The organism is Cupriavidus sp. Met-2 (assembly GCF_049843575.1).
GTDB classification, from domain to species: Bacteria; Pseudomonadota; Gammaproteobacteria; order Burkholderiales; family Burkholderiaceae; genus Cupriavidus; species Cupriavidus metallidurans.
The window spans coordinates 1-19,384 of sequence record NZ_JBBHZL010000027.1 but is presented as its reverse complement, the minus strand read 5'-3'; the positions used below and the strand labels follow the sequence as shown (position 1 = coordinate 19,384).

The window sequence follows — 19,384 nt, the reverse complement described above, 5'->3', positions numbered from 1 at the left end:
CTCTAGCTCCTGTCGGATCGTCTTGTCTGCGGCTTGGCGTACGCCAGATGTACCGTCACCTTCGCCGCCCGCTATGGCGATAAGGATATTGTTGCTGGCCCAAGCACTCTCTTTGAACGCCTTGCGCAGCGAATCAAAGTTAACCTTGAACTGCGTGGCGCCTTCGACCAAAGCGGGTCGATCGTCCTTGATGGATCGGTCAGAAGCCTTGCCCAGTCGAATCAGGTCTGCCTTAGTGCAGTCGAAGCGATCATCGAAAGCGTTGAACTGAAGCCGGGAAAGGAAACGCTTGATCTCCTCAACGTGAGACGGGTCCGTTGGGTTGATAAGCAGATGCAGGTTTACGAAGCCCTTCTTGGCGGCAATATCGAGGCGTAGTTCGATATTTGGAAGTAGGAGCTTGACGTTGGGCAGTCGGCCGGCAGCCTTGCGGCGAACTACTTCCTCATAGGTGTCTGTCGTGTAGTAGTCCGTTACTGCGAGGGCCTCTATCACTGGCGAACCGCTTTCTAGAGCAGTCAGATACATGTCCCATGGGTCTGCCCCTCCAAACTGATTGTTCAGTACGGTGCCAGGGCCGTGAATATGTGGCTCCCAGCGATGCCACTCCGATCCTCGGTTCAACATCTTGTCCTCCCTGATCTCCTTAGAGCTTCAAAATCCGGCACCCGAAAATCTCCTGCAAACCAATGTGAATTTTAACCAAATAGATTTGTGCTGCGCTGGGCAAGAGGGCAATCGGTGCTAAAAATACGCGATCCCCCTTTGGAGGGGTATTCTGCATCAACGTCGCGGATAAGCTGGTTACCTTGCTACGGGACAATAATAGAAGAGGGGTCGGAATTGGAATTTGAGCTGGATACAATAATTGATCATGCGCGCAATGCACCACGGCCGCCGCTACGCAGAATGGGCCGAGAGAACGTTTTCCAGGCAGTCGACCGTGCGTTCCTGAAGCATTCGGTCGTATTTGTGGAGGGCGAACTTTGGTCGGGAAAGTCGGAGTTCGCCGCCGAATTCATGCGAAGAAATGACGGTCATGCCGTTGCGGCCTTCCTGTCGGCGAACACGCCGATCTTCTACTCCGTCGCGTTTGTTCGGCAAACGCTGGCAGAACAGATGTACATGATTGTTAACGAAGGAGCGATCTGCCCGGACGGCATCATTGATGAAACGGCGTTCTCCGCGCTCCTGCTTCGGCTTCAACGTGTGGCGCGCAAAAGGCCCGTTACCTTCGTCATTGACGGTCTGTCTGACAAAGAGGGCGCGGAAAGGCAGATGGCCCGCGAGATTCTTAAGATCCTGCCGCTAGGGCATACGGAATTTAGGTTTCTTGTGACCGGCTCTGCGGCATTATTTCAGGAACTAAGAACCTGGCGACGTGCGGATATTGAGAAGGTGCCATTGTTTGACGCAAGCCTGGAAGATGCACGGCAGTATCTCGCGGATCTACCTCTGCAGCAGGGAGATCCAGAAGCCCTCTATCAGCTTTGTGGCGGCCTCGTAGGCGTCTTGGATAAAGTCAGAGGACTGCTTCTCGATGGTGTATCGGCACAGAGCCTTCTGACGGAGCGTCGAGCGTCGGTCGATCAGATTCTCGAAATCGAGTGGGAGCATCTGCCTGACGACTCGAATCTTCACCGTGTCCTGGCATTCCTGTCGTGGTCGCAGGCACAGCTCGACACCGCGGCGATTGCTGACCTAGCCGTGATTTCCGTCGACGAGGCTAACGCCCTGCTGGAGAAATGTCGCCTCGTCAGACGCGATTCAAGCTCACAAGTATGGTCCATTCGCGCCGACGCTCAACGACGCTTTATCATGGAGAAATTGGACAGCCTTCGGGTGGATGTCGAGGACCGGCTGATTGCTCGCTTGCTCCGCCAGACGGATAGCGAAGAGAGCACTGTCAGTTTGCCATCCCAACTCATTACGGCAGGCCGCCATGCCGAAGCGCTCCAGCGCCTAACATCGAACCACTTCGCGAGGCTGCTAACTGTAGAAAGCTCGTTACGTCCTCTCAGGCGCCACGCAGAATTCGGCCTCATGTCTGCGCGCAAGGAGGGGGATCTCGACGCGGAGCTCCGGTTTGCCTTGATTCAGGCGTCCGTATCTGGGGCGTCAATCGGGGCTGGAAGCTCGCTGGAGGTCGAAGCATTGATGGCGCTCGGGCAAGATGACGAGGCGGCGGCGCTTGCTCTCGGTACCGAGGTGGCAGAGGAGCGCGTTCAGCGGCTTGTCGTCGTGGCAGCTTGCTTTCGCCGACGTGCAAAGTCTATCCCTAGTCAAGTCGACCAAGGGCTTCGGGATCTACTCGCGGATCTTTCGGACGACTTGCCGGACAGTGCTTTGGAGAGGATTGCGTCAGAACTGCTGGCAGTCGACATCGACCTAGCGTTGGACGTAGTGGCGCGTCTGCATCGGCGCGAGGTCGAGGGCAGGTTAGCGGCGAATCGGACGGATGGTCGACCACAGGGTGGCGAAGGTGAGGCTGCGGATCAGGCAGGTCCGGATGTACCTCGTGCCAGATTGGATACCACCGCAGAACTGCGGCCGTTCATCGAGGCTGCTGCAACACTGGTCAACAGTCTTTCGGCCGATGATGTGCTGGCGAGAATTGAGCCGTTGGCTCAACATCACAAGCTCTTCATGCTGGTACGTTGGCTGGAACGACACAAGGAAGCGCCTGACGCTGTGAAGGTCGCGCTCGTCGCGATTCGGGTTGCCCTGGCCGATACGTTCCGTGCGCCGCGTGTAAAGGACTTCCGTGAAATAGCGGTGGTGGCCCCTCACATTGCGTTGCGTCAGGACGCGATGGAGGTCATTGAACGCCTCGACGCCCAACGTCCGACGTTGCGATCCAATGGCACGACCGACGAGACTGTCCGGCTTGAAATGCTGTTGCTGAGAGCAAAGCAGCGGCATGGGGACGACTCTGTGGAGGCCGATTTGATCGGCCTCCATCACACTATCGGGTATGTCAACGACATCGGCATTCGCACGACGTGCTATGCATGGATGCTGTATCACCTTGAGCATATGGCAAACAAGGAGGTGATCGAAGCGAATACTGCGGTCGTCAGCGAGACGACGCGCTGCTTGCTAGAGTCCATCGACGTGCTTCTGGAACAAACGGCCGAGCACTATCAATGCGCGAAGGAGGCGATTCGTGCAATTTGCAGAGCCGACCGCCGGCTAGCGCTTGAGGTCGCTCGCAAGCTGAACACCGTCTCGAGGCGCGAAGATGCCTTCGTGGCCATCGCTCATCACATCGTTGACAACGATGATTACAACGAAGGCGTCGGTGAGATCTACGAGTGCATTGAAAAGGTCCAGGACGCGCGGCGCAGGGAGAATCTGATCGTCAGCGTCCTAGACAAGATCTGCAAGCGTCTGAAGGGTCGCGGTGTAGCGCCGGTGGCGCCGCGCTTGCTCGTCTTGTGGAAGTCCTCCAAGCTCTCCTACCGGCGCTTGCAGTCGTGCATTCTAAGTTACGAGATTTTGATCCTGACGCAAAGCGTAGACTACGCGTCCACGCTGAGCTTGCTGACGGAGGCCGAACAGCGATGGGGGGACATCCATGTCCCTTGGCTCAAAACAGATGTCGCCTTCTGGGTCATCACGAAACTTGCGCCCTATGATCAAGCGAAGGCACGGGAGTGGCTGCTGCGGGTTCGCGCGGATCTGAAGGGCGAGACGCGAGTCCAGTCCGCAGCGGCGAGCAACCATCTGTTTACGGTTGCCGCGCTGGTGGCGCGCACGGGTGTCGCTATGATCGACGCGACGCCGAACGATAGCACGGACATCATCTACCGCCTCGAGAAGTACATCGATGCGATACCGTTGCTGGATTCCCGCGCGAATCTGTGGAATTACGTTGCGGTGTCGCTGCACTTCCAAAATCGTCGCGATCTCAGCTCGAAGATCATCAGGGAGAGGATTGAGCCGATCATTTCGCAAGATTTCGACTACAACAATGCGGTGCGGGAAGAGATCATCGCGACATGCGCGCCGTCTCTTTATCTGCATCACGCGGCTGCAGCGAACGCCCAAATATCTCGCATTGCGTCTTCCGCTAAGAGGGATACGGTAAGAGGCACGATATGTGAAGTCATCTTCCGCAAGCAGTGTGCTTCGCAACCATTTCAGGATCGACAGCGCAGCGAACACCTTCTGACCTATGCGGAAGCGACGGACATCATCGCGTTGCTTAGAGAGATCGAGGGGGACGCGGCAATCTATGCGATTGTGACCTCGTTGTGCGACAGCCTGATGGCTAAGAAGAACAAGCCAGCCATCCGGCGAAACCAGGTGGCTGACGTCTTGGCCGATATCAGCACACTTGTCGCGGAAAAGTTGCCCAATCCCGATAACATTCGTCACGATGGCTATTTGATTGCCTGCCAGGCGCAGATCCTTCGGTGTCGACTGGCTGAAGGGATAGCGTCGGATCGAAGCGTTTGGCAGGACTACCTGACTCGGGCGGAAGCGATCACCAACGTCGCTGACCGGGTTGTCGTCGTGAGCATCGTGGCATCGTGTGCCGGTGCGACGGGTGTCTTTACCGACAACAGGTGGTTTGAACGCGTCAGCAGGGACATCCTTTCGATACCGTCCGACAAGGATCGCATCGATCGGTTTCGTTGGGTTGCCGAAATCCTTGAGCCCTCAAACAAGGCGTTGTCCCGCCGGTTGCTTATGGATGCTATGAACCTCGCGAACCATCTTGGTGAGATGGAGGGGATTGCCGTCTACCGGCAGAAGATGCTGGATCTGGCCCACAATATTGAGCCAGAGTTCTGCACTCAGATTATCGAGATGTTGGATGGCGATGAAGCGAAGTTGGCGGCGGAGGACCTAAAGCATCACTCAAAGTTACTAGACTACCGGCGAGAGGCCGCCAACGACATTGCGAAATTCTCAGCCGAGGACGTTCCCATCGACGATCTGGCAGAGATTGCGTGGCGCAACTTGGCTGCTTTGAATGCAGGACGGCAGCGCGCTCAAACGGCGAAGGACTTTCTAGCGCTTGTCGAACAGGTGCGTCGCGCACCGCTTCCGCAAGCATTCCCCGTCTGGCTCTGGATCATGGAGAACGCGATTAGAAAGGCGACGCAACAGTCGGCGAAGCGTGTCCTCCCGTCTCTGTTCGACATGCTGTGCAATGTCGCGGACGTTACGCTTGTGTTGGTAGGACGCGCGCATACTGGTGAACGCTTGTCGGCGTTGGGTCCCTGCGAAAGCATTGGGCCCGGGGATCGGGAGATGGTTTATTCGAAGTTGCGCGACTGGGTATCGTCCAGGGAAATGGACGAGATCCGGATCTCGGACCCGTTCTTCGATCCAGATGACCTAGACATTATCAAAGCTATCGCTGATGTTAGGCCGGATCTTCAGATCAAGGTGCTGACCAGCAAGAAGCAGATGTTGCAGAAGGTCCGAGATGGGGACATGGAAGAGGCATTCCGCGACGCCTGGGATGAGCTTTGCGAGCAACCACCTCCGCCCACCGAAATCGTCATTGTTGGTTTTGGGCGAGGCGGCGACCATCCCATTCACGATCGGTGGATTGTCGCGGAATCTACCGGGCTGCGCCTCGGCACGTCGGCAAACTCGCTAGGTTTTCTCCGAGTCTCGGAGATGTCGGAGCTCAGTTCGACGCAGGCACGCGAGCGTGGCGCGCTGATCGATCAAGTGTTGAGCAAGAGCACGCGTGATTGGCAAGGCCAACGGCTAAATAAGTCACGATTTGAGCTCTGAAGGAAGTTAGCGTCGGACGGGCGCGATCAGGCTGTCCGTCCGTCCCGCGCTCGCCTCGCCGGCATCTTCGGCGCCGATAGCCTCTGGGCGTTCATAGCGGAGGCCTTCGTCAGGGCTGTCGTCGTGGTCATCGAGGTCCTCTTCTATGCACTGGTCTCCTCTGGTGGGGTTTGGTCCGCCGGGGACATCGCGGGCCTTTGTGCGTGGCGGCTCCGTTCCGGAGAGCGTGTCGTGACTGTCAGTGGGACGCCTCGTCGTGCTCCGTAAGCCCGCGGCCAGTACCGTCTGGACGTTGACGCGTCGATAAGCACAATAGGTCCCCACCAACGATAGGTGGGGACCTATGTTAGAAGCCGCTAAGAACCGGGACGGTTACCGTAAAGAGTCAAGGAGACGCTTCCCATCCGAGTACAAGAGCCAAGTGGTGCAAGCACTGCTCTCGTCAACGATGTCGCTGGCACGCTTTGCGCGCGAACACGATCTGAATCACAACCAATTGGCCAGATGGCGTCGCGAGTTTGAGCAAGGCAAGTACGGTGCGGTGGCGCAGGAGGTTAAAGACTTCGTATCCGTATGTGTCGATCCGATGCTCGCCGGCCCCTTGCCGATCATCAGCTCCACCAGAGCTACTGCAACTGTCGAGCTCCATCTACCCAAGGGCAGGATGGTGTTGCATGACGTCAGCCCGGCCTTGCTGCGCGAGCTTGTCGAGGCGATGCGATGATCGGCCTGCCGGCCGGGACGCGGGTGTGGCTAGCCGCCGGCGTCACGGATATGCGTTGCGGTTTCAACGGCCTAGTGGCTCGCGCCAAGACAACGCTATCTGAGGACCCCTATAGCGGGCATGTCTTCGTCTTTCGCGGCCGACGCGGAGACCTGATCAAGGTGCTCTGGTGGAGCGGTGACGGGCTATGCCTGCTCGCCAAGCGCCTCGAACGCGGCCGGTTCGTGTGGCCGCAGGCAACGAGTGGCAAGGTCCACCTGACACCGGCACAATTGTCGATGTTGCTCGAAGGCATCGATTGGCGCAAACCGGAGCGCACCTGGCGGCCGACTCTCGCCTTGTAAACCGATGCGCCGGCTCCTACACTAGCCGGCATGTCAGCCGATCTCGCGTCCTTGCCCGATGATCCCATCGCCTTGAAGGCGATGATCGTCGCTCGGGATGCTGAACTTCTTGCCCGAGAACAGGCCCTTGCCGTTGAGCGCCAGCGTGTGACGGAGCTCGTCGACCAGCTCAGCGAGCGTACCATTGAGATCGAGCACCTGAAGCTGCTCATCGCCAAGCTCAAGAAGCAACAGTATGGACGCAGTTCCGAGAAGCTGGATCGACAGATCGAGCAACTCGAACTTAAGCTCGAGGAACTGCAAATCGATGAGGGCGTTTCCGCTCTGCAGGTACCGCGCTCGCGTAGCGCGAGAGCAAGCGGTGGGCGCAAGCCACTGCCAGAGAATCTTGAGCGCGAAGACGTTGTCCATACACCCGACGAATCCATTTGCTGCGAATGTGGCTGCGCCTTCAAGATGTTGGGCGAGGACATCTCGGAACAACTCGAGCTCATGCCCGCACGGCTGCACGTCATCCGGCATCGGCGCGTGAAGCTGGCTTGCACGGGTTGCGATCGCATCATCCAGGCGCCCGCACCCAGCCGGCCGATTGATCGTGGCATTCCTGGGCCGGGATTATTGGCTAACGTACTCGTCTCGAAGTTCTGCGATCACCAACCGCTTTACCGCCAATGCGCTCGCTGGGAGCGTGAAGGTATTGATCTGCCCGAATCGACGTTAGGTGACTGGGTGGGAGGCTGCTCGGCCTTGCTCGCCCCTTTGGTCCAGGAAGTGCGAGACTACGTGATGAGCGGGATCAGAGTCCATGGTGACGACACGCCGATTCCAGTGCTGGCGCCTGGCAACGGCAAGACGAAGACGGCGCGGCTGTGGACGTATGTACGAGACGATCGGCCGGCCGGGGACGATGCGCCGCCGGCGGTTTGGTTTGCCTACTCTCCTGACCGCAAGGGCGAACACCCGCAGCGCCACCTACAGTCCTTCACCGGTACGCTGCAGGCCGATGCCTACGCTGGCTTCAACGCCGTCTATGAGACGGGGCGCGTGCAGGAGTCGTCTTGCTGGGCCCACGCCCGACGTAAATTCCACGAACTGCATGCGGTGCGGCCTAATGCGGTCACCGAGCAGGCGCTCTTCCGCATCGGCGAACTCTATGACATCGAGCGCGAGATTCGTGGTCAAGCGGCAGACCGACGCCGAGAGATCCGGCAACGCGAAGCCGTACCGAGGCTGACGGCACTCAAAGCCTGGCTGGAAGAAACGGTTGGCAAGCTCTCGCGCAAGTCCGACACCACGGCTGCGATTCTGTATCTGCTCAAGCGCTGGCGGGCGTTCACACGTTATGCCGACGACGGGTGCCTGGAGATCGATAACAACGCGGCCGAACGTGCGTTGCGCGCGGTCGCCTTAGGTAGGAAGAATTACCTCTTTGCCGGCGCTGACAGTGGCGGCGAGCGCGCTGCAGCCATGTACACGCTCATCGGCACGGCGAAGCTTTGTGGCCTCAATCCAGAAGCTTACCTGCGCCATGTGCTCGCGCGAATCGCCGATCACCCCATCAATCGGATCGCCGAACTCTTGCCATGGGCTGTCGCTGCTGAACTGCAGCCGACACTCGGCACGGCATCCGCCTGAACCCTGACCCCTGACCCCTGACCCGCCAAATCGACGACCGCGTCTAGACGGTATGCGTCGGACCGTTACCGTGCTCCGCGGGAATCCCATGGAACTGCGGCGGCGGCTCGATCAGGCCGTGTCCGGTAAGTCGGGGAATCACTAGCGCCGCCGTCTCAAGCGGGACACCGATTTCCATCAGCAATCGCAGGACCAGTAACACCTCGATAAACTTGGCCTGTTGCTCGACGTCGTCGCTGGTCGGCTGCGTTTCGTTTGCGTGCGTGAGGTCATTGCGCAGCTTGCAGATGGCTTCAAGATGGCTGGCATCGTAGATCCAGCGCCGGCGCAGACCGTAGGGTATCGTCATTAGGAACCGACCGATAAAACTGGCGGCGTTGAGCTTGGCGAGGTTCCAGCGCGGGATTTGGCGCAAGAAGCGCTGCACGCTCTTCTTGTCATCGAAATGCCGAGTCAGGAACGGCTGTGCGCGCTCGATGAGTTCAGCCAGCGTCGCTTCCGGAAGGAAGGCTTCCTGCTCGTGGCAGAGTTTCTCCAGCAGGCGGAAAAAGCCCAGGAACCGTTCCTCCGGATTTTCCAGTGTGCGGTACTTCAGGTATCTCTGAAAGTGCGCTTTCGCGCCCGGGCCGAGTGCAAAATAATGGGAGAACAGGGTGGTGGGCAGCGGTGGCAGTCCCAGTGTGTCGTGGCGCAGGTTTAGCCCCAAGGGGAAAAACGGATAGGTCCCGTCCCGCTCGCCAGTCTGTGCGCGCGCGAAATACAGCGAGAGCCGCGCGCCATAGCGGTACGTGGGGTCGAGCTGGATGCGATCGATATCGATCGAATGCCCCAGCAGGAAGGCGACCAGCGTCTCGAGTTCACGAGTGGCGTGGATGACAGCCGCTGCTGGTCGTGGGGCCTCGAAGGAGAGGTGCAACGTCGGCGGGAACTGCAAGCTCATCGCAAACTCGTCGACCGCGTACCGCGTGGAAGGACGGTAACCGACGGCGAGTCGGCCAAGCGCGGCAATGTCCTCCGCAAACTCGACATGAGAGTGGTCCTGGTAGGGAAACAGGTTCCCGTTGTGGTACTGCTCGACAACACTGTCCTGCACATACGTGTAGCCCACCCACTGCGCAATGGATGCGGAGTGAATCTGCAGGCTGGAGAACGTCGGCGGAATCGCATCGAGTGACCGGCCGAAGATCGCGTAAGCGACCCGGTAGCGCACCTCAAAATAGGAGATGGGGCGGGGGTGGCGCTGTAAATGACTCACTAACGTCTGTTCGACGGTGAGTCCGTCAAGGAGGAACGTGCCGGTGTGGGCGTCGCAGCACATCTCCTTGACGCCTACCCAATCTGTGTCAATGCGGCGGTCCTCGGACAACTCGCCTCGCACGTCCAGGAAACAGCCCTGCGGACTGAGCGTGAGGTCCCCGGCAAAGCGCTGTCCGTCGTGCCCGACTGTTACCCGGAATTGGTAGCGTTCGCCGAGCCGCAGTTCTTCCAGCGATTCTCTGATGGTCATGGTGAGGGTTGTTCGCGTTATCGGGCAGACGGCGGGGCCGGACGGCCTGCGCTGCCCGATTGTATCGTTGTCTACACGCGACCCACATGGGGCGGCATTGGGGGGCGCGGAAACCCCGAGGTTGACGCCCGTGGGTGCCCGGTGGGAGCCTGCGTCGTCGGACGGTGGGCGTAATGATTTTTGTCCTGGGCACCCCCAAGATAATGCGTCATATTTTGGGGCGAAAAATCCTGACACGTTTGCCGCACCGCAAACCATGCCAGATCCCGCATGGTTCACGACGGGGTAAGCCCTAGTTGCGGCTGGGTGGCCCATAGCGGGCGACCGGAGCGGTCGGTCGCGCCTTGGCGGTAGACTTTACAACGGGAAGCCCGGGAAGGTGAGGCGCGCCATTTGCTTCCGCAGCACCGCCAGCGGTATTTCCCACTCCAAGTCCCCATTCCAGCGATCCGGGAGGGCGGATCCACGTAGCGCGCATTCGTGGGCAAAGGGAACCTCTGCACGGCGGCAGGCCAGCGCAAACGTATAGCGGAAGCTGTCCGTCCCCTTGCCCGGCTCCACGATACTCACCTCCCGGCGCAGGAAGCGGCTGAAGTAGGTGGAGAAGCCTGCGGTCCGGCGCCCGGCACGGTCGGGTAGCAGTAGCGGAAACAGGTCGCTGCCAGAGGGGAGGGTCGCGGCGTAGTCGAGCAGGCCCAGCCGGCACAGGATCGGATGGACCGGTTGCCGATAACCTTCGGACTTCTTGACGCTGCCGGGAGGGGGCGCAAATTGCCAATAGGGAATGGCGGACGCGTCGGCACTGACCAGCAGGTGGTCAGTGCGCAACGATGCCGCCGTGCGCAATCGGGCCCCGGAGCATAGCAGGATCAGCGGCAACCAGTAGGCGGCACTCCCCGCGCCATTGCGTTGCGACGGGGGCCGCTGCGTCGTGAACACAGGATGGCTGAAGATGCGGGTTAATTCACTCGGAGTGAACGGCACATGCGGCTGCGCGGCGACGGTGGACGCGCTGACCGTCATGCCCTGCGCGGGATTGCTGTCGAGCAGCCCTACGCGGAACCCGAATTGCAGCAGGGCATGGGCCAGGCCGAACATCTTGCGGGCGGTGGGCCGCGAGTGATGGGCGAGCAGGTCGTCATGAAAGGCGCGCAAGTGACCGCGCGTCAGCGCGCTCGGATCGCCGACGTGACTGAGCGCACCAAGGTCATGCGCGATTACGCGCATCTGTCGCGCCGTCTCGGCGGCCGGCTGGCGGTGTGTCTCCCACGAGGCGGCGAGGTCGATCAGGGTGAGGCAGTGCTGCGACATGGCTGCCTCATTTGTGGCAATCGGAGTGCCGCGGTCGGGCCGCGCGAAATAGGCCGTGGTCATAGCGGGAACCCCGGAAAGGTGACTCGCGCCATCGCCTGCTGCAGCGCGGCCAGCGGGATCTCCCTGTCCTCGTGCTCGTGGCTTTCGTACACAAAGATGCGGCCCATCAGCGCACCTATGACGTTCGTCGGAAGCGCCGCCTGGCGGCAGGCGTGGGCAAAGGTATGGCGAAAGCTGTGCGCCGTCTTGTTCGGCTCGACGAGGCCCACCTCCTGGCGCAGGAAGCGGTGGAAGTCGCGGCAGAAGCGCTCCGCCCGGCGCCCTGTATGGCCTGGAATCAGCAACGGAAACAGGTCGCTGCCGGGGGGAAGGCTTGCGACATAGTCGAGCAGGCCCAGGCGACACAGGATCGGATGGACCGGTCGGGGGGATTGGGCGGCAGCGGTCTTGGCGCCCCGATCGGCGAAGCGCCAATAGGGAATGGGCGGCGTGTCGGCGCGGTAGCAGAGGTCGTCGGTGCGCAGGGCCGCGGCCTCCTCGATTCGCGCACCCGTACACAACAAGATCAGCGGCAGCCAGTAGGCGGCGATCCCGCGCGCGTCGCGTGCCGACGGGAGGGCGTGCGCCGTGAAGCGCCGATGACTGAAGATGCGGGTCAGGTCGTCCGGCGTGAAGAAGGGGCGCAGCGCCGGGACGGGGGACGGGCAGAGCGTCAGGCCCCGGGCGGGATTGGTGGCTAGCAGGGCTTCGCTGACACCGCATTGCAGGAGGGCATGGGCGAGGCCGAGCATCCTGCGCGCGGTGGGCCGCGGATAGTGGCGCAGCAGATCGGCCTGAAAGGCGCCCAGGTGGACAGGGGTCAGCTCGCGCGGATCGCTGACGTCACTGAGCGCGCTCAGGTCCTGCGTGACATGACGCATTTGTCGCGCCGTCATGGCGTCGGGGTGGTATGTCGCCGCCCAGCGCGCGGCGAGGTCGGTCAGGCTGAGGGAGGACTGTGTCATGAGGGGTCTCCGGGAAGTTGTTGGGGGCCAGCCGGTGCCGCACCGAGGTCGCGCCACGCGCGCCGTGGCTGGCCGGCGAGCATGCGTTGGCGCCGCCGCGGATGCGACAGGCCCTGCGTGGCGCCCCGCGCAATCGCGACGGCGGTCACGCGGGCGATGGGATACAGGGTGGCGCGCAGGCACGGCCACCAGTCGCTCGGGCGCGGCGCTCCCGCCAGGTCGTGCCCGGTCGCCAGCCGCCGCACGCACGTGAAGGCGGCGGCGATGGTATCGGGAGAGATTGAGCGATAGGTCACCAGCCGGGCCAGTGCCTCGGCGGGGGGCAGCGCGGGTGAATGCCGGGTCCCCTGTTGGAGGGCCTCACGTTCGAGACCGAGCAGGAGGGTAGGCACCAAGGCCCGCAGTCCGCCGCGTGGCGCGGTGACGCGGCCGGGCAGCGGAAAGGCGGCTTCCCAGTCGCGGCCGGCGAGGACGCATTCCAGGCGCACCAGCAGCCCGCCAGACAGCCACGCGGGCAACGCCGGCGCCTCGCCGGGCAAGGCGCAGAAGTACGTGAGCGCCTGCGCGACACAGTCGGCGGGCGGCGCGAGCACCAGTCCCGACGGGAAGATCACCCGATCGGGATATTGGAACCGTGCCCGACACTCGGCGTCCGGATCCCCCACGATGGCGGCGGAGCCTGGCATCAGGCGACGCGAACGTACCGGATACGTCCAGGGCAGGGGGAAGGCGGTTTCCCACGCCTGCCCGTCCAGCACGTCGCGGAATCGCTGGCGCCACGAGGCCAACAGTTCACCGTCGAGTCCCGTGTCACGGCGCAGCAGCAGCCGGGTCCACTCCAGCATCTGACGGATGGCCAGCGGACTTCTCACCTGCGTCCACGGCTGCGCGGCCAACCAGCGCTGCAGCGCGTCACGCTGTGGCAGGCTGGTCTCCAGCGTCGGCTCGGCCGACAGGTAATGCGACCGGATCCAGGGTATCTTGCGCATCGCGTCTCCCCCGACCGCGTCGGCGGTGTCGACCCGCGCGGCGAGCATGGCCCCGCCATCCATGGACGGTGGCGTGGTGCTGACCGCGCGGCGTGCGCGGGGGCTAGCCAGGGCAGCCGGGGAGATCGTCCGATCCCCGCGGGACGCGCCGGCGCGGCAGCAAGGGCAGTATGGGTCGGCACGCGCGCAGGACAATCGAAATACGCTACGTCACTTGAACAAACTTGAACAAAGAAAGTGCTTGGTTTGCCGCGCGTCTGGTTCCTCAAAAAATTATACGTTTTCGTATATTTTAAGGAGTGCCGGCGCGCCAATCATTCGGTGCGTCGTCCCCGTTCGTTTGTCAGGAGACCCGCATGGGACGCTCAGACCCGATTCCCGCCTGCGCCAGGCGCCTGGGCCATGACCTGCGCGCCCTGCGGTTGGCCCGCAACGTCACGCAGGCCGCGCTGGCGGCCCATGCGGGCGTCTCGGTGCACAGCCTGAAGAACCTGGAGCGCGGGGTTGCCACCCTGCGCACCCTGGTGCTGGTCCTCGGGGCCCTGCAGCGCGACGACTGGCTGGCACTGGCCGGCGTGGCGTTGCCTGCGGGGCTGGCGGTCGGCACCCCGCGGATCGTTACGCCGCGTCAGCGCGCCGCCGGTGCGCACGCCGCACGCTAGCCCGGGAGGGCGGCCGAATCCGACGAGTGGCATGGCCCCCTGGCGCGGGTCCGGTCGGTGGCCGCCAGCAGGAGGCGTGGGCCGTGCTGGCCCGGCCGGCGGGCGGGCATGGCGTCGGGCGTCGTCAGGCACACGGCATGGGCAGCCTGCGGCCGACGTGGTCGCTGCGCGTCAGGCGTCGCCGCTAGCGGCCGGGGGGGCACCCCCTCCATTGACACCGTCGGCGCGCGTGGTCAGGCGATCGACGTCGGGCCCCAGCAGCGTGCGCAGCAGCGCCAGGCGCGCGTCCAGGATGGTCGGCTCGCGGGACTCGCTCAGCAAGGCGTCCAGGCCCGCGTGCAGGGCCGCGACAATGGCCGGCCGCAGCGGGGGGGCCACAGTGGGCAGCGGCGCGGGTGGGCCCGCGAGCGGGCGGTCCCCTTGTGCTGGCGAGCGCGCGGCCGCACGCGGGCGCGGGGCGGCGGGCAAGGCGCGTGGGGCACGGGGCGGCGTGGGCGGGTCGCGATAACGGGCCCAGAGCTCCTGCAGGGGCGCGCGGATGGCCTCGCAGGGGCTGGCAGGAGGTGGCGCGCGAGGGGGCATGGTGGCCTCCGGGGGGCGGCCGCCTGGCTAGCGTCTGAATCATAGAACACGGGCGGACTTGCGGCGCAGGCAGCCGGCACACCGGTGGGCGAGCGTGGCGGCGCACGCCGCGCTATGCTTAGGGTGTCGGCCGAGGGCTCGGTCGGCCGTACCACGCGTGCGCCGCTGACCGTACCAGTGCGGAGTTCGGGGTGTCGCTAAGGGCTTGATTTTGTGGAAGATTGGAGAGCCGGGGGAGACCCCATCATTCTCCGGAGACTCCCTCCGTCTCCGCCACTACATCTGTATTGGCGGCGAACCCCGGAAGATCGCGGTCTTCCGGGGTTTTGTTTTTTCTGGGGGGCGATTTTCCGACCGTAGGTTGTGGTCCTTCGCTGCGTCCCGCTCTGGTCCCTCAAAAGTCCCACGTGTTGCTGTGTTACCCGGCCCGCCCATCGGACCGGGAACCATACTCTATCGCCATCTCTGAGCGAGTCCCTTGCGGCGGGATCCTGAGCGCTAGAGAGAGGGGCGCCAGGCGCTTCGGAGGGGAGGGTCCAGATCAAAGGCTCACAGCCAGCGCCGTTGCAGAGTGCGGATACCCCACGACGATCAGGTCAGAGTGATTGCGCTCCAGGCTCTTTCGGCCCGTCATACTGCCAGTGCGATGCTTTCTAGCCGCCTTGCCGTCTCGCCGAATCATGCTAAGAGCGTCGATGCGCATGGATCTTCTAGCTTGTCGCCAAGCTGACTGCCTGGCGTGGCGCATGAACTCTGCTAAGCCATGCTGCGAGTGTGCTCGCCGTCATCGCCTTGGCGTAATACCAGCCCTGCGCATAATGCACGCCTCTTTCGAGGAGCCATGCGATCTGAACCGCCGACTCCACACCTTCAGCGACGATTTCCAAGCCCATGTCATGAGCCATCGCGATAATGTGGGGAGCGACAACACTTGAGGCAGTGTCCTGCTCGATCGTGTCGACGAACGACTTGTCGATTTTCAGAACGTCAATCTCGAAGGATTGCAGATAAGACAGACTCGAGTAGCCTGTTCCAAAGTCGTCAATGTAGATGGGGTGGCCGGCTGCCCTGAACGCGGCAATGACACCTCGTGTCTCTTCCGTATTCATGAAACTGCGCTCCGTCGCTTCGATTCGGATCTGCCGGGGGGCGATGCCCGTCCCAGCGAGCGACGACGTGAGTTGGTTAAGGAAGCGTACGCTGCGCAGATCCTCGCTGCTCACATTGATCGAGACATAGAACGTGGGATTCGCGACGAGCGTCTTGCCAAGCTGCGCGATGGTCTTCTCGAGGACGACGTCTGTCAAAGACTGGATGAGGTTATTTTCCTCGGCGACTCGCACAAATACCTCGGGTGAGATCGATTGACCGTGAAGGGTCCACCTCGTGAGCGCCTCGACGCCTACGCATTCGTTGTCGGCGATGCGGATGATCGGCTGATAGACAACGTCGATCTTGCGCCGTGAAATGGCCCATTCAAGGGTTGCCGGGAATGAGAACTGCCAGGAGATGCGTTTGTACGCAAGCCATCCAAGCAATGCACCCGCAGTGACGCCAATGGAAAGCCAGGCAGCCAGCAACTTCGGCCAGTTGCCGGCGATACTGCTGCGCGGGGATTTCACAACGACGGCGATCTGTCGTGTTGAAGACTGGGCTACGGCGTAATTCCATTCGTCACTCTTCACGTTGCCACTTTGCTTCCAGGCGTTGAGCATGTCGCCTGGGTCGGCGCCGGTTGAGACGGCGATCAGCGTTCCTGTGGGGATTTGGATTGCCGCGATGGGACGCTTGGCCGGGTCGATCAGGTCGACGTAAGAACCGCGATCGATGGAGACGTAACGGCCGTTGCGTCCGATCTGGAGGTCATTGCGCTCGTTGCTAAGCGGACTCTTCCGCCTGAACCACATGGAGTACCCCTCATTGTTCTGATAATCCGGGGGAGGCAACGTTAGATCCTTCGCGCGCACGTCGCCGAGCAGTGGCGAGCAGAGGTATAGCCCATCGGCGTATGCACCGGCATCCTGGACGTACCGGTAGTTGTAGATCACGCGTGCCGCATGTTCGAGGTTGGGGGGCGAGCAAGGCGCACCCGGCTGTTGGTCAAGATCATTGAGGGCGGCAAAGGCCTGGGACGTGACAACTTCCGCGCGCATGATCGCCTTATTGGCGAAGTCCTTAATCTCGGCACGCTCTCGTCGCTCGACGTCTTTTTTCGCGACATAGAGGCTGGTGAGGACTGGGACGACCGTCGCGAGACACCCAAGGGCAACCGAAGCCGAAACAACTGTGATGCGCTTGATCATTTCGTACCCCAGGATGGACGGCAGGGAGCCAAGGGTCGGCTGAAGAGCGGGCGAGCGCCGCATCTTCAAGTGCCAGGAAAGCGAAGGATCAGAGTAAGAATAGTCTCAGGCGCTTCGTCTGCAATGTGATGCCTGGGTGAGGCTCTCTGCCTACATTTGTCGTCCGCACCCCATGCGTATCCAGAGCCACCCAGGCCAGGCGGCCGTTTGCGATGGTCAAACCGACATTCCGTACCTAGCCGGCATCCTGTGGCGCAGACGTCTCGGGCACATACACATGGACTCGGTTTCGCCCCGCTGCCTTGGCACTGTAGAGGGCGGCGTCCGCCCGTTCCTGCGCTGCCGCGAGGTCGGATTCGCCCTCGCGGTACGCCGCGATGCCAATACTCACGGTCTGCGTGATTGCTTCTCCGGACTCAAGAATGATCGGCGTATTCTGGATGGCGGCGCGGATGCGCTCGGCGATCACCTGCGCCTGTCCTAGTGCCGTATCGAACAGGATTGCGGTGAACTCTTCTCCGCCAATTCGCGCGCCAAGGTCAGTGCTGCGCAATGCGCCCTCGAATTGCCGCGCCACCACCTGTAAAACGCGATCGCCAGCGGCATGGCCGTAGGTATCATTCACCCGCTTGAATAGATCAAGATCGAGCGCGAGTATCGACAAGGCACTGCCTTGCTTGCGGGCGTGCATGACTGCCGTCTGGGCTGCGTTTTCGAAATAGCGGCGGTTGGCGAGCCCGGTCAGTGCATCGAGGTCGGCTTGGGTTCGCAACTCCTTGAGCATCTGTTGCTGGCTGTTGACGTCGACCAGTGTGACAAGTACCAATTTTGACGTGACTGATTCGTCCCCAAACTCAAGCTGAGCACAATGCACCAGCATGTATAGCGTTCCGTCTCGCGTGAGCATGGGAATGGCTTCATCCATACGGGTCGCGCATACCTGCGACCAGTCTGCGGCGTTCGCAAAGAGCCGGGAGAATGATTGCCCCGCTCCGGCCACAGCGCCGAATTCAGCGAGTAGGGCTTCGTTAGTCAGGAGGATCTGTTCCGTGTCATGGTCGACTACGGCAACGGGCGTCGGCATGTTCTTGACAATGGTTGACACCATGCTCGCGAACCTCTCGACCCGATCCTGCAGACGACGCTCGTGGAGGATCAGCAGAATGCCACTCACCAACATGAGAAGCATGACAGCGGCGCCGGCCGCATTGATGTAAGCGCTCCGCCAGAAGCCCTCCCGGAAATTGCTGACCGAATATCCGACCGCCACCGTCCAGTGGTCGGGGGTCAGCCGTGTCGCAATGCTTCGTGTGGACACCAAACGCTCGATACCGTCGATTTGCGAGGAAGCATATTGCGTTGCGGTTGTTGGTCCGGCCCGCCCGCGAGCTTCGCGCAGGACCTGTCCAACGGCTAGTGTCGGATGCTCCGGATCACGCATCACCAGGCGGTGTTCGCTATCCAATAGCAGAACGGAGGTGCCGGGTGCCAGGTTCACGCCGTCAAGCACAAGGCGTTCGTAGGTCAGGATGATGACGACCACCGCATCAAGGTCGATCGCCCGGTTCTGATGCCCTTTGGCGACCACGACCGCGCCACGCTCGCCCCACGCGACGGGGAGTATGACGGCGTTTGACGGATTGGCTCGCACTCTTGCCAAAATCTGGTCAAGCGGCGGCACTTCGTTCATGAAGCTTGGACGGGAACTGGCAAGCAGATGCTCACCCTGCGGATCGAACACCCCGATTAGCGCGCGTCTCAATGGGTTATCCAGAGCCTCGGTGAGATTGACAAGTGTGGCGTCCGTGAGTGTGCCCGTATCGAGCAGACGCTCCGTTCCGCTCGTTAACGCAGTTACGTCGCGAAACTGATCTGCAATACGTCCGGCCATCAGGGAAGATTGCACATCCAGTAGCCGGGCGGCCAGGGCGTTGATTGCACGAAAGTCATAGTAGGACTGCCATACATTCACCAGGATATCTATGGCCACCAGCAGGGCCAGAATAGGTAACGCCCGCCGAAGCCACGACTTCTTCATGCGCCGATCCATCGACCAGTAAGTAGCTGAACTCTGTGAATGGCCCATGATTCCCGCTGATGAAACGTCTACTGATTGGTCAGAAATGACTTGCTCACTCACCTGGACGTGGCGGATCTTCCCCCATGCCAAAGGCGATTTGTCGCGCGAAGTCAGCATATGTAGGCAAGGTGCTGCTTGCGGCACGAGTGGATGCCCGATCCCACGTGCATATTGACTCTCACCAGCCGGCGCGCCAATCAATCATATGTCCACGCGGGGCGCTTCCAAAATTGTGTGCAGCCAGCGCTGCAAGATGGACCGTCGCGCCTGTCGTCGGGCGAGCCTGATCCCTGACGGCAGGCGCCGTCTTCCCGGCATCACGGCCGAAGGATTCCCGGTTTTTAGTTTTTTCATCCAATTTTCGAAAAGATTCACTTCCGCTGGCGGAGTCCTTCAATCAGGATTTTCTGAGTGTAGGAAGTGCGCGGCACAGCCGGGTAGAGCTGTTCGTGTCAGAAGTTCGTGTCGGCAGACGCGGAGACT

The 19,384-nt window shown here is 61.6% G+C and carries 13 protein-coding genes and 1 pseudogene; 6 read left to right on the top strand and 8 right to left on the bottom strand.

Features of this window, described 5'->3' with window-relative positions:
• Window positions 1-627 (bottom strand): annotated as a pseudogene (locus WD006_RS28720) (TrlF family ATPase); the annotation flags it as partial.
• A 216-nt stretch (window positions 628-843) separates the two neighbouring features.
• Between WD006_RS28720 and WD006_RS28715 the strand changes: the two are divergent.
• The 4 genes from WD006_RS28715 to tnpC all read left to right on the top strand — a co-directional run bounded on the left by WD006_RS28715 (window position 844) and on the right by tnpC (window position 8,460).
• Window positions 844-5,757, top strand: coding sequence for a hypothetical protein (locus WD006_RS28715; RefSeq protein ID WP_375199156.1), 4,914 nt, complete (start codon window positions 844-846; stop codon window positions 5,755-5,757).
• Window positions 5,758-6,100: 343 nt separating this feature from the next.
• Entirely contained in the window at window positions 6,101-6,481 is a 381-nt protein-coding gene (tnpA, locus tag WD006_RS28710) for an IS66-like element accessory protein TnpA (RefSeq protein WP_080711436.1), read from the top strand.
• Entirely contained in the window at window positions 6,478-6,825 is a 348-nt protein-coding gene (gene tnpB / locus WD006_RS28705) for an IS66 family insertion sequence element accessory protein TnpB (RefSeq protein WP_029308645.1), read from the top strand. The genes tnpA and tnpB overlap by 4 nt, the downstream gene beginning before the upstream one ends.
• A 30-nt stretch (window positions 6,826-6,855) precedes the next feature.
• The gene (gene tnpC, locus WD006_RS28700; protein WP_029308644.1) at window positions 6,856-8,460 is read left to right on the top strand and encodes an IS66 family transposase; all 1,605 of its coding nucleotides are present in this window, start codon (window positions 6,856-6,858) and stop codon (window positions 8,458-8,460) included.
• A 43-nt stretch (window positions 8,461-8,503) separates the two neighbouring features.
• On the opposite strand, the gene WD006_RS28695 is transcribed toward tnpC, so the two are convergent.
• The 4 genes from WD006_RS28695 to WD006_RS28680 all read right to left on the bottom strand — a co-directional run bounded on the left by WD006_RS28695 (window position 8,504) and on the right by WD006_RS28680 (window position 13,322).
• Window positions 8,504-9,967: a hypothetical protein gene (locus tag WD006_RS28695; RefSeq protein WP_274923484.1), complete on the bottom strand. Its 1,464-nt coding sequence runs from the start codon at window positions 9,965-9,967 to the stop codon at window positions 8,504-8,506.
• A 357-nt stretch (window positions 9,968-10,324) separates the two neighbouring features.
• Window positions 10,325-11,341: a hypothetical protein gene (locus WD006_RS28690; RefSeq protein WP_029308180.1), complete on the bottom strand. Its 1,017-nt coding sequence runs from the start codon at window positions 11,339-11,341 to the stop codon at window positions 10,325-10,327.
• On the bottom strand, window positions 11,338-12,285 hold the full coding sequence (locus tag WD006_RS28685) for a hypothetical protein (protein ID WP_029308179.1): 948 nt from the start codon (window positions 12,283-12,285) through the stop codon (window positions 11,338-11,340). The genes WD006_RS28690 and WD006_RS28685 overlap by 4 nt, the downstream gene beginning before the upstream one ends.
• Window positions 12,282-13,322 carry a hypothetical protein gene (locus tag WD006_RS28680; RefSeq protein ID WP_029308178.1) on the bottom strand — a complete coding sequence of 347 codons (1,041 nt, stop codon included), beginning with the start codon at window positions 13,320-13,322 and terminating at the stop codon, window positions 12,282-12,284. The genes WD006_RS28685 and WD006_RS28680 overlap by 4 nt, the downstream gene beginning before the upstream one ends.
• 308 nt (window positions 13,323-13,630) lie before the next feature.
• On the opposite strand from WD006_RS28680, the gene WD006_RS28675 reads away from it, so the two are divergent.
• Window positions 13,631-13,936, top strand: coding sequence for a helix-turn-helix domain-containing protein (locus WD006_RS28675; RefSeq protein ID WP_029308177.1), 306 nt, complete (start codon window positions 13,631-13,633; stop codon window positions 13,934-13,936).
• Between the two features lie 26 nt (window positions 13,937-13,962).
• On the top strand, window positions 13,963-14,124 hold the full coding sequence (locus WD006_RS28670) for a hypothetical protein (RefSeq protein ID WP_160172338.1): 162 nt from the start codon (window positions 13,963-13,965) through the stop codon (window positions 14,122-14,124).
• Here the strand turns inward: WD006_RS28670 and WD006_RS28665 are convergent.
• From WD006_RS28665 to WD006_RS28655, 3 genes are all read right to left on the bottom strand, one after another.
• Window positions 14,108-14,257, bottom strand: coding sequence for a hypothetical protein (locus tag WD006_RS28665; protein ID WP_160172337.1), 150 nt, complete (start codon window positions 14,255-14,257; stop codon window positions 14,108-14,110). The genes WD006_RS28670 and WD006_RS28665 overlap by 17 nt on opposite strands.
• Window positions 14,258-15,228: 971 nt before the next feature.
• Window positions 15,229-16,821 (bottom strand): EAL domain-containing protein, encoded by a 1,593-nt coding sequence (locus WD006_RS28660; protein WP_029308175.1) that lies wholly within the window; start codon window positions 16,819-16,821, stop codon window positions 15,229-15,231.
• 235 nt (window positions 16,822-17,056) lie between these two features.
• Window positions 17,057-19,018: a diguanylate cyclase gene (locus WD006_RS28655; protein ID WP_029308174.1), complete on the bottom strand. Its 1,962-nt coding sequence runs from the start codon at window positions 19,016-19,018 to the stop codon at window positions 17,057-17,059.
• Window positions 19,019-19,384 lie beyond the last annotated feature (366 nt).

What these genes read in the sequence shown, in the direction of transcription:
- WD006_RS28695 (WP_274923484.1), bottom strand. Translation starts at nt 9,967, where the DNA reads ATGACCATCAGAGAATCGCTGGAAGAACTGCGGCTCGGCGAACGCTAC.
- WD006_RS28680 (WP_029308178.1), bottom strand. Translation starts at nt 13,322, where the DNA reads ATGCTCGCCGCGCGGGTCGACACCGCCGACGCGGTCGGGGGAGACGCG.
- WD006_RS28660 (WP_029308175.1), bottom strand. Translation starts at nt 16,821, where the DNA reads ATGATCAAGCGCATCACAGTTGTTTCGGCTTCGGTTGCCCTTGGGTGT.
- WD006_RS28690 (WP_029308180.1), bottom strand. Translation starts at nt 11,341, where the DNA reads ATGACCACGGCCTATTTCGCGCGGCCCGACCGCGGCACTCCGATTGCC.
- WD006_RS28655 (WP_029308174.1), bottom strand. Translation starts at nt 19,018, where the DNA reads ATGCTGACTTCGCGCGACAAATCGCCTTTGGCATGGGGGAAGATCCGC.
- WD006_RS28685 (WP_029308179.1), bottom strand. Translation starts at nt 12,285, where the DNA reads ATGACACAGTCCTCCCTCAGCCTGACCGACCTCGCCGCGCGCTGGGCG.
- tnpC (WP_029308644.1), top strand. Translation starts at nt 6,856, where the DNA reads ATGTCAGCCGATCTCGCGTCCTTGCCCGATGATCCCATCGCCTTGAAG.
- tnpB (WP_029308645.1), top strand. Translation starts at nt 6,478, where the DNA reads ATGATCGGCCTGCCGGCCGGGACGCGGGTGTGGCTAGCCGCCGGCGTC.
- WD006_RS28675 (WP_029308177.1), top strand. Translation starts at nt 13,631, where the DNA reads ATGGGACGCTCAGACCCGATTCCCGCCTGCGCCAGGCGCCTGGGCCAT.
- tnpA (WP_080711436.1), top strand. Translation starts at nt 6,101, where the DNA reads ATGTTAGAAGCCGCTAAGAACCGGGACGGTTACCGTAAAGAGTCAAGG.